Raw genomic sequence first — 15180 nt, 5'->3', positions numbered from 1 at the left:
TTTCCGCGCAACACCACGTACACTACGTCTTTAGTATCTGCTGCTCCGGCACTATTTCATGCTTTCCACCCTAGAACGAATCGATCCCCATAGCGACCGCATTGATGTGCTGGTCGACCTGGTGGAAAAACTGCGTCCGCGCCGCCGCGCCGAGATCGCCACCAGCACCGAGCGCGTGCGCACCCTGTGCCAGCTACTCAAGGGCAATCCCGAGCAAGCCTCGGCCCTGCGCAGCTACCTCACGCGCCTGCTCGACAGCCGCCGCCACGCCAGCCTGTACACCGACATCGGGGTGCTCTCCAACGACGGTTTCTTTACCGAACTGAAACGCCGCATTTCCTACCGCTTCCTGCCGCCCGCACTGGGCGATGTGTACCTGAGCGACGCCATCGACCAGGTCCTGTACGTCCAGACCGACTACCGCTGGATCCGCACCGTGCCCGCCGCCGACTGGCTGGAGCTGTTCGACGTGGTCTCGAACGCCCCTCCCGCGCCGTTCACAAGCCCGGCCAACGCCGAGCGCACCACCGTGCTCGGCATGCTCGAAGCGATCCGCACGATTTCCTGCCGCGTCTGCGCGCTCGGTTTCGAGCCGCGCCTGATCAGCAGCCATGCGGACATCGAAAACTTCGATTCGCCGTTCCTGATGCAAAACATCGAGGTCAACAACTACCTCGACGGCTATGCGCGCCTGCTGGCCGGCGACGTGGCCAGCGTCGACGACGCACGCCACCTGCTCGTGATGCTCGACCAGTGCGACAGCGTGGTCGCCAAGATCCGCAAGAACGCGCTCAGCCACGGCACCAGCGTGGCCCTCACTTACCTGCTGGTGGCGCTGACCCAAAGCATCGACCGCCTGCGCAAACTGCTGTTCCTGGTCGATGTGAGCGGTCACTTGCCGTCCGCCCCCGGGGTCGACCTGGCCACCCTGGCCAACGACGCCACGCCCGACTATGCCCCGCCGACCAGCCTGCGCCGCGCCGGCGGCATTGCCCTGGCGCAGGAACTGGTCGAAGCGCACAACAACAAATACACCGTCCGCGACTTGTTTGCCGACAATATCGACTTGCTGGCGCGCAATGTGACCGAAAACGCCAGCCGCACCGGCGAACACTACATTGCCGACAGCCGCGTCCAGCTGCGCAGCATGTTCAATTCCTCGGCCGGGGCCGGTTTCATCGTCGGCTTCATGGCGCTGTTCAAGATCCTGCTCGGCACCCTGCGCGCCGCGCCACTAGTTGAAGCCTTTTTGTTCAGCCTGAACTACTCGCTCGGCTTCATGCTGATCCACGTGCTGCATTTCACCGTGGCCACCAAGCAGCCGGCCATGACCGCCTCGCGCATCGCCGCCGGCCTGTCGAGCAAGGATGGCAGGAACATCGACCTCGACAGCATGGCGGCGCTCATCAACAAGGTGTTCCGCACCCAGTGCGTCGCCGTGCTCGGCAACCTGGCCACGGCGATTCCGACCGCCTGGCTGATCGCCACCGGCTACCACTACGCCACCGGGCGCCACTTGGTCACACAAGAGAAAGCCGCGCACCTGCTGCACGACATCGATCCGATCCACAGCCCGGCCCTGTTCTACGCCGCCATCGCAGGCGTGTGCCTGTTCGTGGCCGGCCTGATCTCTGGTTATTTCGACAACAAGGCGCTTTACACGCGCATGGCGCAGCGCGTCTACCAGCTGCGCGGCCTGGGCCGTTTGCTGGGGCCGGAGCGCTTGCTGCGCCTGTCGCTGTACATCGAGAACAACCTCGGCAGCCTGATGGGCAATCTGTACTTCGGCGTGCTGCTGGGCACCATCGGTACCCTCGGCTTCCTGTTCGGCCTGCCGCTCGACATCCGCCACGTCACCTTCTCGTCGGCCAACTTCGCCACCGCGCTGGTTGCGCTCGACCACCAGATGAGCTGGCAAGTCGCGCTGACCTCGATCGGCGGTTTTTTATCGATCGGCACGGTCAATCTCGTGGTAAGTTTCGGCTTGGCACTGTTGGTTGCGCTTCGCGCGCGCAAGATTCACTTTGAACACGGTATCCTGTTGTTGAAAGCACTCGGACGGCGTTTCCTGGCCGCCCCCATCGATTTTTTCATCGGACCCAAGGACTTGCCGTCCGAGTCGCCCGACGCTGTACCACTTAAGGGATCAAAATGACGAAATCACGTGTCGCTGCCTGGCTGGCCGTGCTGGCCCTGGCGGTCGGTCTGGCCTCCTGCGCTTCCCTGCCCTCGATGGACGGGGTGGGCGACACGCCGGTGGCGCAGAAGACCCCGACGGTGGCCACCGGCAAGGGCCGGATGGACAAGAAAAAGGCCGCCGACCTGCTGGCGCGGCGCTGGGCCAAGGCCACCCCCGACATGAAGGCGCTGGCGGTGCTGGAAGAAGCCGCCACGGGCGTGCCGCTGGTGGCGGGCAACAAAGTCACCCTGCTGTTCGACGGCCCGGCCACCATGCGCGAAATGATGGCGGCCGCCAGCAACGCCAAAACCTCGATCAACCTGGAAACCTACATTTTCGACCAGGATGAAATCGGCCTGCAGTTCGCCAACGTCCTGATCGACAAGCAAAAACAGGGCGTCACCGTCAACGTGCTGTACGACAGCGTCGGCACCTTCGGCACGCCCAAGGAATTCTTCGAGCGCATGCAGCAGGCCGGCATTGCCATGGTCGCCTTCAACCCGGTCAATCCGGCGGCGCGGGTCGGCAAGTGGGAATTGAACAACCGCGACCACCGCAAGCTGATGGTGGTCGATGGCAAGGTGGCGTTTACGGGCGGCATCAACATCAGCAGCACCTACGCCAACAGTTCCTTCTTCCGCTCCAAGCGCCGGCCGGACGCGACGATCGACAGCAAGAAAGTCGGCTGGCGCGACACCCACATCAAGATCGAAGGCCCGGCGGTGGCGACCCTGCAATATCACTTCATCGACGCCTGGGTCAACCAGGATGCCGGCGAATTGCCCGAGCGCGAGTACTTTCCGGCGCTGGCCCCGGTCGGCGACAAGATCGTGCGCGTGCTCGCCACCGATCCCGAGCGCGAGTCCGAGATCTACAAGTCGCTCATGCTGGCGATCCAGGAATCGAAGAAGTCGGTGCACATCACGGCCGCGTATTTCGTGCCGGACCGCCAGTTTGTCGACGCCCTGAGCGCGGCCGCCAGGCGCGGCGTGGACGTGCGCCTGGTGCTGCCGGGCGTGACCGATCACGGCCTGGTGTTCCACGCCGGCCGCGCCTTCTACGACGAACTGCTCAAGAACGGGGTCAAGATCCACCAGTTGCAGGTGGCGATCCTGCATGCCAAGACGGCGGTGATCGACGGCACCTGGTCGACGGTCGGCTCGGCCAATATCGACCGCCGCAGTTTCCTGCACAACTACGAGCTCAACGTGGTGGTGCTCGATGCCGGCTTCGGCGCCGACATGGAAAGCGCGTTTTCGGAAGACATGCGCGATTCCAAGGAAATCACCCTGGAACAGTGGCGCGACCGGCCGTGGAGCGACCGCATCAAGGAATGGACGGCGCGCCTGACCGAATACTGGATCTGAGTCTTGTCGATGTGGTACCACGGCTGCGGGGGGTCATCCCGGCCGTGGCTGAAGTGTTGTTCTCGGACTTGATTCCCGTCTGCTTCCGAACGAAACGCATTTACACAAAAATCGTTGTTCTCTATATTCAATACATACACATAGGGATCAGCGCGGCTTGAGATAGATCAAGCAATGCCTTGATTCATCCGGCGCGCGCACCTTCTCTTCCGGCGCCTCCCACAACTGTTGCGGACCTGACCGGGAATCGATCTCATGCCGAATTACACCTTTCAAAAAAAACAAATGGCGGTGCTGGTGGCCGGCGCCTGCCTGATGATGGCCAACGCGGCGGCAATCGGCAATCCTTGCCCGGCCGCCAGCGGCGGCATCATTACGGTGGACAACACGACCATCGATAGCACCTGCACCATCGGCGCCGGCGAGAGCCTCGCGGTAAGCGCCACCGGGGTGATTACCGTGCCGTTGGCAAACACCCCCAACAATGGGGTCCAGCTCGGCAGCGGCGTCAGCGCCGTCTCGATCACCAATGCCGGCACCATCAACCCGGCCACGGTCGCGCTCAACATCGAAGGCACCCTCAGCGGCGGGATCACCAATACCGGCACCATCGCGTCCACCGTCGTGTTGGGCGGCCTGACTCTGGAAGGCATACGCCTGAACGGCGCTAATGTTACCGGTGCCATCAGCAACGGTCCGGCCGGCGTGATCAGCGCCGCCAACGGCACCGCGATCCACATCGTCAACAGTACTGTGCAGGGCGGCATCACCAACGCCGCCGGCGGCAACATCAACGCGGCCGCCGGTTTTGCCGCACTCGACATCAGCAATTCCCAGCTCGGCGCCAGCATTATCAACCAGGGGCACATCGGCAAGACGCCAGGGCAAAACGCGCGCGGCATCGCCCTGGCGAGCGTCACGCTCACCGGCGACATCCTCAACAGCGGCAGCATCGACACCCAGGGCGGCAACCCGGCGCTGGCACTGGCGGGAAGCACCGTGAGCGGCAAAATCAGCAACAGCGGCACGATCGCCGGCGCCAATTCGAGCATGGTGGTGGTGGGAAGCGGCTCGACCGTCGGCATGATCGAGAATACCGCGACCGGCATCATGAGCGGCGGCCGCACCGCGATCATCGGCGTCGCCGCTTCGACGGTCACCAGTGGCATCGTCAATGCCGGCAAACTGACCGGCAGCCACCCCATCGACCTGAGCAGCGCCACCATCAGCGGCGGCGGCATCCTGAACGATAGCGGCGCCGAGACCCACGGCGATCGCTCGATCAACCTGAGCGCGTCGCAGATCAGCGGCGACATCATCAACCGTGGCCTGATGGACGGGGCCGAAGGCGGCATCGCCGCCTACAATGGCAGCACGATCACCGGCAACGTCAATAACGCCGGCACCATCACCACCACCCTGTCGAGCGGCAGAAACAGCATCGACGGCGCCGGCATATTCATCAGCGACAATTCCACTGTCACTGGCCAGATCGTCAACAGCTCGGTCATTACCAGTAGTAACGGCAATGGCATCACCTTGTCCAACGGCGCCACGGCGGGGTCGGTCAGCAATACCGCAAACGGCGTCATCACCAGCAAGAACCACGCCATCAATGTCAACGGCACCGGCGCCAGCGTGGCCACCGGCATCGTCAACGCCGGTGCGCTGGACGCCCCGCGCGGCATCCGGATCGGCAGCGGCGCCAATATCGTGTCCGGCGGCATCGTCAACCAGGCCGGCGCCACCATCACCGCCACCGACATCGGCATCACCGTGCCCAACGCGCAAGTGCATGGAGGCATCACCAACGATGGCACGATCAGCGGCACCAACACCGGCATCGCAATCACCGGCACGAGCGTTCTCGACGGCGGTATCCTGAACAGCGGCACCGGCGCCATCAGCGGCACCAATTCGCTCAACTTCACCAACAGCGGCAGCGCGTTTATCGTCACTAACCGGGGCAGCCTGACTGGCGCGCTCGCGCTCGGCATCAATACCTTGAATATCCTGGGCACCAGCGCCAGCGTGACCGGCACCGTCAGCGGCGGCGCCGGCAGCGTGGTCAATATCGGCACCGGTACGCTCAACAGCGCGGCGATGACCGCCGGTGGCAATTTTTCCGGCTTGAGCCAGATGAATATCAGCGCCGGCAGCACCCTGCGCTCAAGCAGTGCGCTGGCCATCGGCGCGACGACCATGAGCAACAGCGGAATCCTGTCGGTCGCCGCCGGCCATACCGTGACCTTGACCGGCGACTATCTCCAGCCCGTCGGCGGCATCTTTCGCACCGGCCTGACCAATGCCACCACTTACGGCAAACTGAACGTCACAGGCAATGTCGACATGTCCGCCAGCAGCAACATCGATGTCGATGTCAGCGGCGCGCCGGTGCTGGCCAACGGCACCGTGCTTGCCAATGTGATCAAGGCTGGCGACACGCTGACAACGGCGGCCATCATTCCCGTTACCGACAACAGCTTCCTGTTCAACCTGACTGGCGTCAAGAACGGCAATGCCATCGACCTGGTAATCGCCTCGGCAACGCCGACGCCGACGCCGACGCCAACGCCAACCCCGACCCCGACACCGACACCAGTGCCGGTACCAACACCTGTTCCGACACCGACACCGGTGCCGACGCCGGAACCAACACCCGTCCCCACACCTGTTCCTGTGCCGACGCCGGTGCCGGTGCCGACACCGGTGCCGGTTCCAGTGCCGACGCCGGTCCCGGTCCCGGTCCCGGTCCCGCCGCCGACGCCGGTGCCGGTCCCAGTGCCAACGCCAGTGCCAGTGCCGGTTCCGACGCCGGTTCCGGTTCCAGTGCCGACGCCGGTTCCAGTGCCGACACCGGTGCCGGTCCCAGTGCCAACGCCAGTACCGGTTCCAGTGCCAGTGCCAACGCCGGTCCCGACCCCGGTGCCGACGCCAACGCTGCCGCCAATCCAGCCGCAGCCGGCCAATACCGCCATCTCGGCCATCGTCGCTACCGGCAACTCGTCCGGCGGGGGCGCCGCGCGCGTGTTCGACAGCCTGATCGCCAGCGGTACCGGCGGCGACATGGGCCAGGTCATCACAGCGCTGGGCAAGCTGTCGACCGCGCAGGAAGTCTCGGATGCCGTCGGCCAGACCCTGCCGCTGGCAGGCGGCGGCATGGCCTCCGCCGTTGCCCACAACATGAACCTGACCGGCCGCGTGGTGCAAGCGCGCATCGAATCGAAGCGCGGCCTGTCGGCCGGCGGCGGCTACGACAGCGAGCGCAACTTATGGGCCAAGCCGTTCGGGGCCTGGGCGCGCCAGAGCGAACGCGATGGCACGGCCGGCTATAAAGCCGACACCGGTGGCCTGATCGTCGGCGCGGACGGCGGCGTCGGCAGCGCCGACCGGGTCGGCGTCGCGCTGACCTACGCCCGCACCAATCTGGACGGCAACGGCGTAAGCCCGCAGTCGGCCGATATCGACCTGCTGCAACTGATGACCTACGGCAGCCACAGCCTCGATGCCGATACCGACATCAACTGGCAGCTCGATGCCGGCACCAACAAGACCGAGGGACGCAGGCTCATCAGTTTCGGCGGCCTGACGCGCATGGCCGGCAGCGACTACCGCGGCATCAGCCTGCATGCCGGCAGCGGCATTGCGCGCGTCGTGGCACTCAGCGAGCAAACCAGCCTGACGCCATCAGTGCGCCTGGACTACACCACCGTCAAGAACAAGGCCTACGCCGAAACCGGCGCCGGCGCCCTGAACCTGATGGTAAACAGCCAGCGCGCCAAACAGTTCACCCTGTACGCCGACGCCAAGTTCAATCATTCGCCATCGAAGCAATTGACGTTCTCCGGCAACCTCGGGCTCGGCTATGATTTCCTTGCCGAGCAAACCACGCTGGTGGCGGCGTTTGCCGGTGGCGGACCGGCCTTCACCACCTACGGGGTCGATGCCAAGCCGCTGTTCGCGCGCGCCGGCGCCGGCGTGACGCTGCTGCGCGACGGCAACACCGAACTGACGGCGCGCTACGACGCCGAAGCCCATCGCGGCTTGCGTGCGCAAAGCGTCTCGTTCAAGCTGCGCAAGCAGTTCTGAACGCCGCCGCGCCTGATCCAGACAGAGCAATGCCGACCGACGCACCCGCATGGCGTTTGAAAAGCAGCCTGGCCGGCATCGCGTGGCCGGCCGTTCCGGACATGCGGAGCGGCCTGGTCTGCTCCCTGTTGCACCAGATGGAGAGCGAGCAATGGCTGGCCCCGCACGAGATCGCGGCGCGCCAGTCGCTCCAATTGGCGCAGATCGTGCGCCACGCCGCGCGCAGCGTGCCCTGGTACCGTGAACACTGGCCGCCCGGCCTGGTGGCGCAATGGAGCGAGGGCGCGCCCGTGCGCGCGGACGAGTTCGCACGGCTGCCGTGCTTGTCCCGGCGGGAACTGCAAGCGCAGTTCGACCAGCTTCAGAGCAGCGCCGTGCCGTCCGAACACGGGCCGCTGGCCGACGGCGGCAGTTCCGGCTCGACCGGCACGCCGGTGCGCTTTCGCAAAACCTACCTCAACCAGCTGGTGTGGGAAGCGCTGACCCTGCTCGACCATGCGTGGCATGCGCGCGACCTGCTGCAAACGCTGTGCATCATCCGGCGCGGCGAGGCCGCCGAGGCCGACAACTGGGGCATGGCGACCCGCATGTTCCACACCGGCCCAGCCTGTCTGTGCCCGGTCAGCGTCGATGTCGAGGCCCAGCTGGCGTGGCTGGTTGAGCGCGCGCCGGGCTACCTGCTGACCTATCCCTCGCTGGCCCTGCAACTGGCCACCCTGGCGCTTGAGCAAGGCGTGCGCCTCCCAAGCCTGCGCGAAGTGCGCACCTTCGGCGAACCGCTCGACGCGCAGGTGCGCCAGGCCTGCCGCGAGGCCTGGGGCGTGCCGGTCAACGACACCTATTCATCGGAGGAATTCGGCTACCTGGCGATCCGTTGCCCGCACAGCGGCCACTATCATGTGCAGTCCGAAAACGTGCTGCTCGAAGTGCTCGACGACGATGGCAATGCATGCGCGCCGGGCGCCTGCGGACGCGTGGTGGTCAGCGGTTTGCTCAATTTTGCCATGCCCCTGATCCGCTACGAGCTGGGCGACATGGCCGAAGCCGGCCCGCCCTGCCCCTGCGGGCGCGGCCTGCCGGTGCTCACGCGCATCCTGGGGCGCACCCGCAACATGCTGGTGACGCCCGATGGCAAGCGCTACTGGCCCACCTTCGGCTTTCGCGACAGCGGCGCCACCGGCATCGTCCAGCGCCAGGTGGTCCAGACCGCACCCGGCCGGGTGCAGGTCCGCTACGTCAGCCGCAGCGCGCTGGCGCCGCAAGAAGAAGCGAGCCTGGCGGCACAGGTGGCGCAGCGCCTGCCGCCGGGCATGCGCGTCGACGCCCTGCGGGTGGACGGTATCGGCCGCAGCGCGAGCGGCAAGTTTGAAGAGTTTGTCTCGCTGGTGGCGACGCCAGCGCCCTGAGTTCAGCCGGCCCGCCGGCCCTGCACCATCCATTTGACGTAGCGGCTGTCCGGTGTCGCGGGCCGGTGCCCTTCCAGCGCGCGCGCCGACAGGCGTTCGCAGCGCACCGGGTCCAGGCCGGCGGCGCGGGCAGCGGCGGCCAGCTCCTCGCTTGACGCGACCGCGTGGGTGACCTTGGCGGCGCAGAAGGCGCGCACGATGTGTTCGAGCTCGGGCTCGCCCAGCAGCGCCAAGCGCAGCGCCGGCGTGCGCTGGGCGGCCAGGCTGGCACCGACCATGCGTTCGACCTGCTCCGGCGCATACGCCAGCGGCGCCGGGCCATGCTGCGCGCGCACGCTCTGATACAGCAGCAAACTGCCGGACGGCGCCAGCCGCGCCGCCAGCTGCCCGAACAGCGCGGCGCGCTCGCCCGGAGCGATAAAACTGAGCAGGGAATGGGCCAGCACCAGGTCGGCGCGCGGCGCGGCCGCATCCGCCGCCAGGCGCAGGTCACTCAGCTCCGGCGTCAGCGCAAAGCCCATCGCCCCGGCGTAGCGGCGGCACAGCGCCAGCGGCACCGGCGAGCGGTCGGCGATGCGCACCTCGAGCGCCGCGATGCCGTCGCCGAGCGCCTCGTGCAGCACCGACAGCAGGCCGCAATCGGCGCTGCCGGCGATGCAGACCGAGGCGAGCGGCCGCGCGCGCGCCAGCTGGCGCAGGTGGCGCACGATCTGCGCGCGCTCGCTGGACAGGCCGCTGATCACGCCCAGCAGTTGCAGCACCACCCAGCCGCTATGGTAGGCCGAGGCCATCGGCAGTATCTCCGGCAAGGCTTGCAGCAGCAGGGCGCGGCGTGCATCCTCGCTGAAAGCCGGCACCCGCGTCACCGGGCCAGCGCCAGGTCGGCGCCGGCAAGGCAGAAGCGCGCCACGGCCGCCTCGTCGAGCGTGACGCCGAAGCCGGGGCCGGGCGGCAGGCGCGCCTGGCCATCGCTGATGTCAATGGTTTCGTTGATGATGTCGCCGGCGAAACGCTCGCGCGCGGAGCCGTAGCCGACGACCTCGCCCACCGCGGGGTGGGCGGCGGCAAAGTGCAGCAGGGCCGCGCTGCCCACCCCGAAGGTGTGTTTCGAGCCCAGGTTGCACTGGAGTCCGCCGGCCGAGGCGATCTCGACAATGGCGGCCGAGGCGCGCAAGCCGCCCGACTTGGCCAGCTTGACGGTGATGATGTCGGCCGCGCGCGCGCGCACCACGCGCATCGCGTCAGCCGCGCTGAGCACGCTTTCATCGGCCGCGATGGGTGCATGCGCACGCTCCGTGATCAGTTGCATGGCTTCGATATCCCACCACGCGCAGGGCTGCTCGATGCATTCGAGGTCGCATTCGCGCAAGGCGGCATCGACCGCCAGCGCCGCCTTGCACTGCCAGGCCTGGTTGGGATCGATTTCGAGGCGCGCCTGCTCGCCCACGGCGCGCTGCACCGCGCGCGCCATGCGGATATCGTGGCGCCAGTCGGCGCTGCCTTTCAGGGTCAGCAAGCGGTATCCCTGCTCCACCAGGGCGCAGGCCGACCGCAGCGCCGTGCGTTCGTCCGGCATGGCCATGCTGCGCGAGAGGGCAAAGCGCTCGCGCGTGGCGCCGCCGAGCAGGTCGGCCACCGCAATGCCGAGGTGGCGCGCCTTCAAGTCGTGCAGCGCCAGGTCGACCGCGCACAGGGAGGTGGGAAAGGCGTACCGTTCCGACGACAGACCGGACAGCATCTGCAACAGGGAGACGATGCGCGCGCCGTCCTGGCCCAGCAGCAGCGGCCCGCTGACCTCGGCCAGGCGGCGAAACACGGAGTCGGCGCTTTCGCCGTCGCGCGCGGGAAAGATGATCGAGGCCTCGCCCAGGCCCACCGTGCCGTCGCGCGCAGTCAGGCGCAGCAGCACCTTGTCGCCCACTTCCAGCCGCCCGCGCGAGGACTGCATGGGCGCCAGGTATGGAATGCGCACCTTCCACACCTGCACCCGCACGATCGTCAGCGGCGCGCCGCGCGCACTTGCAGAAGACATATCAGCCATTGAGCCAGTCCGTAGATGAAGTCGTGCGGGCGGAAATTGGCTGCGGCCGCCACTCAAGGGCTATTGTACTGTCCGGCAGCGCGCCGTGCGCCCTAAATCCCGCTGGCCATCAAGCCTTCGGTGTGGCCCGACCAGATGTTCCCGCTGCGCAGGAACGGCTCGGTCTTCATCAGCGAAAAGCGCAATCCCACCTCATCCCAGCCGTAGCGGTCCACTTCCACCCGCTCGCGCTCGACCCGCACCACGTTGAACGAGTTGACCTCGCCGCGCCCCCGGGTCGAGGTCGCCGTGCCCGCCTGCACCACCAGCGCCGCGTACTCGCTCATCTGGTAGCGCTCGGCCGTGCTGCCCGCGTGGCTGGCGTGCATATGCCCCGACAGCAGCAAGTCGACGCCGCATTCGGCGAACGCCTGCATGGCCGCCGGCGCGCGGTCGACCAGGTCGTCGTCGTCCGCCGTTTTCGGCAGGTCGAACGGGTGATGGGTAACGATGATGCGCGTAACCGCCGGGTCCAGCCCCGCGAGCTGCTGCCGGATCATGGCCACCTGCTCGTCGTTGACCCGCCCGTCCTTGAAGGTCAGCGAACGCGCGGTATTTACACCCAGTACCGCGATTTCCTCATCCACGAAAATCGGATCGAGGTCGTCGGTGATGTAGCGCTTGTAGCGCGTGAGCGGCTGCAGGAAGCGCCGGAACACGTTATACAGCGAAATGTCGTGATTGCCCGGCACGATGATCTGCGGCCCCGGCAAGGTGTCGAGCCAGGCCTTGGCAGCCTCGAACTCTTCGCTCTTGGCGCGCTGGGTCAGGTCGCCCGAGACCACCACCACGTCCGGCGCGATGCGTTCGACCAGCTCGCGCAAGGGAGCGAGCAATTTTTCGTCGACGCGGCCGAAGTGCAAATCCGACAGATGAACCAATGTACGCATGCTAATTCCTCAAGTTGGGACCACGACCGTCAGCGCGGCCGGACGGATCCGGTAGCGCAGCGGGGTCGTCATGATGGTGACTTCGCCATCGGTGGCCACCCGCAAGCGCGTGTGGCGGGTGGCGATTTCCATGTTTTCCACAGTGAGCACGTCGAAGTCGCGCTCCTGCGCCAGGCTGCCCCACAGGGCGCTCCAGCCCAGCCGCAGCAAGCCCAGGCGGCCGGGGCGCTGCGCCACGTAAAGGCTCAGCTTGCCGCCGTCGAGACGCTGGCGTTCGCCCACGCTCAAGCCCTGCATCGTGTATTCATTATTGCCGATGAACACAAACGGCGTGCGCCGCGCATGCTCGTCGTCGCCCACTTTCAGGCGCAGGCTCAGGAATGGATAGCGGCGCAGCGCGGTGATCGTGGCCCAGCCGGCGGCCAGCCACTTGCCGCGTCCCAGCCGGCGCTGCTGCTTTTCGCGGTCGCGCACGATGTCGGGATACAGGCCGAGGCTGGAATTGTTCAGGAAAATCGTGCCGTTCACCTCGCCCACGTCCACTTTGGTGCGCCGTCCCTGCGCCACGTTGCGGATGGCCTCGTCGAGGGCCAGCGGAATGCCGAGGTCCTTGGCGAAGTGGTTCAGGGTGCCCATCGGCAGCACGCCGAAGGCGACATCGCTGCCGACCAGCTGCGAGGCGACCGCGTTGATGGTGCCGTCGCCGCCGCCCGCCACCACGATCTGCTTGCCGGCCTCGCGCGCCGCCCTGGCCGCGCCGATCAATTCGCTGCCGCCGCGCGCCAGGGTCACGTGCGCCGCCATGCCATGGGCGGCGAACTTGTCGCGCAGCTCGGCGGCACGCTCGTCGTCGTGGCCGCTGCCGGCGCTGCCATTGATGATGACGGCGATCGGGATCATTCGCTGATCCGCGCGGAGCGCCGGCGGCGCAGGGTCGAGCAGGCGGTGATGCACACCGCCAGCCAGCCGCAGCCTTCGACCATGGCGCCGAGCACGTCGCTCAGGTAGTGGGCGCCAAGGTAGACCCGGCTCAGTGCCACCAGTGCGACCATCAGGCAGGCGAACAGCACCACCAGGATGCGCACGTTCCAGCGCGGCACCGTGCACACCACGTAGGCCGCCAGCACGCCGTAGAACACGGTCGCGCCCAGCGTATGGCCGCTGGGGAAGCTGTAGGTGGACAGGGTCAGCAGCGGCTCGTCGAAACTCGGCCGGGCGCGCTGGAAGATATATTTGAGCAGCACGTTCAGGAGTTGCCCGCCGGGCACCGCCAGCACCAGGCAGATCAGCCAGTAGCGCGCTTTTTTCAGGTAGAAATACAGGCCCAGCGCACTGGCCATGATCGACACCCCGAGCACGTCGTGGGTATGCGTGATGAACAGCATGGGATCGGTCCAGATGCTGTTCTTGTGGCCGTGGAACCAGTCGGCCAGGAACGCGTCGAGCTCGGTGATGTCGTCGTGCGAGACCACCTCGGCGGCCAGGTTGCCGAACACGGCGGCGGCGATCATCATCAGGATGGCGCCGATGGTCACATGCAGGCCGAGTTCGCCCTCCGGACTGAGACGGGCGGCGACGAAACTGCGGACACGCGGATGGACTTTGATCACGATGACGATGGACGATTGGTCTCGGCCGGCACCAGCGGCACGGCAACGTTTGCAATCTTACATGAGGCGCCCCGCTTCGTAGCGCACAGACCGCCATTGCGGCCCTGCGCGCCTATTCCAGGGTGTTGACCAGCTCCAGCAGCGCGGCATGGTCGAGCGGCTTGTTGAGGAACGCGGTCGCGCCCTGGCGCAGGGCCCAGACCCGGTCGGACTCCATATCCTTGCTGGTGAGCAGGATCACCGGAATGTGCCAGGTCGCTTCATCGGTGGTGATGGCGCGCGTGGCCTGGAAGCCGTTCAGGTTGGGCATGACCACATCCATCACGATCAGGTCCGGCAACTCGCTGCGCGCCATGGCCACCGCTTCGCGGCCGTCGGTGGCGAGGATGACGCGGTGTCCGTGCAGGGTCAGCAATTCGGAAACGATCAGGCGCTGCACCAGCGAATCGTCGACCACGAGGATTTTTTGACTAGCCATGACAAATCATTTCAGTGTGCGGAAGGGGCAGGCGCGGCCGCCTCCGCGGCTTTGTGCTCGGGAAAGTAGCGCCAGTAAAAGGCGTGCGGCTGCAAGCCGAACTGGGCCTGCAATTCCTGGCAGAGAATGGTTTCGGCCAGATAGAGGGCCTTGAGGTTGGTGGTGCGGCTGATGGTCACGTACACCCGCAGCGTCTTGGTCGAGCTCGAATGGTGCAGTTCCATTGCGGTGACGTCGAATTCCATGCTGCGCAGCTTGTGCCGGATGTGGCGCGCCACCTCCTTGCGCAAGGAGTTGTACAGCGCCGCATCGAACGCCTTTGGGTCAGGCATAAATAGAGCCCCAATCAATGAACGCGCCGCAACAGGCCTGGAGGAGCACTGCGGGCTGCATAAAAACCGTTTTCCCGGTTCCGTCTGGCATGGACGTGACAAGCTGACATCATACGCCAGATCACATGCGGCAACAGCCGGGGTGCGCGCAGTATCGCCGCGACTTGCACAGGAGTCAATCAAAATGTTGCTGCGAGCCAAATGTTATGCAGGGAGATGCCGGCGCGCGCTTGGTCGAGCCAGCGCATGCCCGCCAGTCAAGCTGCATGGGAGGAACCTGAGCACCGTGCGCAGGCACTCAACGCTGGGGGCGCCGGCTGCTGTTTCCGGGCCGAACTAAGCAGCCCCGGGCCCGATGCTCCAAAACGACAAACAACTGTTTATTCATACAGTCCTGTGGTTTTATACAGTAGTTGTGCTATTCTTGAATCACTCGATCAACGCAAACCCACAAAGGAATTTGTCATGACACCACTGAACGGTAACTTCGGCCTCGAATATGCTCCAACCCCATTCATGATGCGCCTCGGCCGCCGCGAAGTGCTGGTCACGCGCGATTTCCGCAAGCGCTTCTACGCAGTCAATCCCATCATCGAATGCGATACCGGGGTCGAACCCGGCCACATCGAAGTGCTGCTGATGCGCCGCTGGCTGCTGATCCTCTCCAAGGCACATTAAACGCATATGCAAAGCTGATTTAATTCGTGTTCTTTCCGGTGGGTGGCATTTAAGCTGAGTGCTCCCGAACT

12 protein-coding genes are annotated in these 15180 nt (G+C 65.9%); 5 read left to right on the top strand and 7 right to left on the bottom strand.

Features of this window, described 5'->3' with window-relative positions:
* Positions 1-58: 58 nt before the first annotated feature.
* The 4 genes from F1609_RS17805 to F1609_RS17790 all read left to right on the top strand — a co-directional run bounded on the left by F1609_RS17805 (position 59) and on the right by F1609_RS17790 (position 9041).
* Positions 59-2155 (top strand): site-specific recombinase, encoded by a 2097-nt coding sequence (locus tag F1609_RS17805; protein ID WP_167077750.1) that lies wholly within the window; start codon positions 59-61, stop codon positions 2153-2155.
* On the top strand, positions 2152-3546 hold the full coding sequence (gene cls / locus F1609_RS17800; protein WP_167077749.1) for a cardiolipin synthase: 1395 nt from the start codon (positions 2152-2154) through the stop codon (positions 3544-3546). Before F1609_RS17805 ends, cls begins: the two co-directional genes overlap by 4 nt.
* A 255-nt stretch (positions 3547-3801) precedes the next feature.
* Positions 3802-7635, top strand: coding sequence for an autotransporter domain-containing protein (locus tag F1609_RS17795; protein WP_167077748.1), 3834 nt, complete (start codon positions 3802-3804; stop codon positions 7633-7635).
* A gap of 29 nt (positions 7636-7664) precedes the next feature.
* Positions 7665-9041, top strand: a complete 1377-nt coding sequence (locus F1609_RS17790; RefSeq protein ID WP_167077747.1) for a phenylacetate--CoA ligase family protein — start codon at positions 7665-7667, stop codon at positions 9039-9041.
* A 2-nt stretch (positions 9042-9043) separates the two neighbouring features.
* Here F1609_RS17790 and F1609_RS17785 read toward each other — a convergent pair whose 3' ends face one another.
* The 7 genes from F1609_RS17785 to F1609_RS17755 all read right to left on the bottom strand — a co-directional run bounded on the left by F1609_RS17785 (position 9044) and on the right by F1609_RS17755 (position 14431).
* Positions 9044-9898: a hypothetical protein gene (locus F1609_RS17785; RefSeq protein ID WP_167077746.1), complete on the bottom strand. Its 855-nt coding sequence runs from the start codon at positions 9896-9898 to the stop codon at positions 9044-9046.
* Between the two features lie 5 nt (positions 9899-9903).
* Positions 9904-11082 carry a mandelate racemase/muconate lactonizing enzyme family protein gene (locus tag F1609_RS17780; RefSeq protein WP_167077745.1) on the bottom strand — a complete coding sequence of 393 codons (1179 nt, stop codon included), beginning with the start codon at positions 11080-11082 and terminating at the stop codon, positions 9904-9906.
* A gap of 92 nt (positions 11083-11174) precedes the next feature.
* On the bottom strand, positions 11175-12011 hold the full coding sequence (locus tag F1609_RS17775; protein ID WP_167077744.1) for a metallophosphoesterase family protein: 837 nt from the start codon (positions 12009-12011) through the stop codon (positions 11175-11177).
* A gap of 9 nt (positions 12012-12020) precedes the next feature.
* On the bottom strand, positions 12021-12911 hold the full coding sequence (locus F1609_RS17770) for a diacylglycerol/lipid kinase family protein (protein WP_167077743.1): 891 nt from the start codon (positions 12909-12911) through the stop codon (positions 12021-12023).
* A complete protein-coding gene (locus F1609_RS17765) occupies positions 12908-13621 on the bottom strand; it encodes a phosphatase PAP2 family protein (RefSeq protein ID WP_370661639.1) in 714 nt (237 codons plus the stop codon). Before F1609_RS17765 ends, F1609_RS17770 begins: the two co-directional genes overlap by 4 nt.
* Positions 13622-13733: 112 nt before the next feature.
* Positions 13734-14099: a response regulator gene (locus F1609_RS17760; RefSeq protein ID WP_167077742.1), complete on the bottom strand. Its 366-nt coding sequence runs from the start codon at positions 14097-14099 to the stop codon at positions 13734-13736.
* A gap of 11 nt (positions 14100-14110) precedes the next feature.
* Positions 14111-14431 carry a hypothetical protein gene (locus F1609_RS17755; protein WP_167077741.1) on the bottom strand — a complete coding sequence of 107 codons (321 nt, stop codon included), beginning with the start codon at positions 14429-14431 and terminating at the stop codon, positions 14111-14113.
* A gap of 465 nt (positions 14432-14896) precedes the next feature.
* Here F1609_RS17755 and F1609_RS17750 point away from each other — a divergent pair, with 465 nt between their 5' ends.
* Positions 14897-15109 carry a hypothetical protein gene (locus F1609_RS17750; protein ID WP_167077740.1) on the top strand — a complete coding sequence of 71 codons (213 nt, stop codon included), beginning with the start codon at positions 14897-14899 and terminating at the stop codon, positions 15107-15109.
* Positions 15110-15180 lie beyond the last annotated feature (71 nt).

Source organism: Massilia aquatica (assembly GCF_011682045.1).
In the GTDB taxonomy this organism is placed as follows: domain Bacteria; phylum Pseudomonadota; class Gammaproteobacteria; order Burkholderiales; family Burkholderiaceae_D; genus Telluria_A; species Telluria_A aquatica.
Note: the sequence above shows the minus strand (reverse complement) of the source record. Positions and strands in the feature narration are given on the sequence as shown.

What these genes read in the sequence shown, in the direction of transcription:
- F1609_RS17805 (WP_167077750.1), top strand. Translation starts at nt 59, where the DNA reads ATGCTTTCCACCCTAGAACGAATCGATCCCCATAGCGACCGCATTGAT.
- cls (WP_167077749.1), top strand. Translation starts at nt 2,152, where the DNA reads ATGACGAAATCACGTGTCGCTGCCTGGCTGGCCGTGCTGGCCCTGGCG.
- F1609_RS17795 (WP_167077748.1), top strand. Translation starts at nt 3,802, where the DNA reads ATGCCGAATTACACCTTTCAAAAAAAACAAATGGCGGTGCTGGTGGCC.
- F1609_RS17790 (WP_167077747.1), top strand. Translation starts at nt 7,665, where the DNA reads ATGCCGACCGACGCACCCGCATGGCGTTTGAAAAGCAGCCTGGCCGGC.
- F1609_RS17780 (WP_167077745.1), bottom strand. Translation starts at nt 11,082, where the DNA reads ATGGCTGATATGTCTTCTGCAAGTGCGCGCGGCGCGCCGCTGACGATC.
- F1609_RS17775 (WP_167077744.1), bottom strand. Translation starts at nt 12,011, where the DNA reads ATGCGTACATTGGTTCATCTGTCGGATTTGCACTTCGGCCGCGTCGAC.
- F1609_RS17770 (WP_167077743.1), bottom strand. Translation starts at nt 12,911, where the DNA reads ATGATCCCGATCGCCGTCATCATCAATGGCAGCGCCGGCAGCGGCCAC.
- F1609_RS17760 (WP_167077742.1), bottom strand. Translation starts at nt 14,099, where the DNA reads ATGGCTAGTCAAAAAATCCTCGTGGTCGACGATTCGCTGGTGCAGCGC.
- F1609_RS17755 (WP_167077741.1), bottom strand. Translation starts at nt 14,431, where the DNA reads ATGCCTGACCCAAAGGCGTTCGATGCGGCGCTGTACAACTCCTTGCGC.
- F1609_RS17750 (WP_167077740.1), top strand. Translation starts at nt 14,897, where the DNA reads ATGACACCACTGAACGGTAACTTCGGCCTCGAATATGCTCCAACCCCA.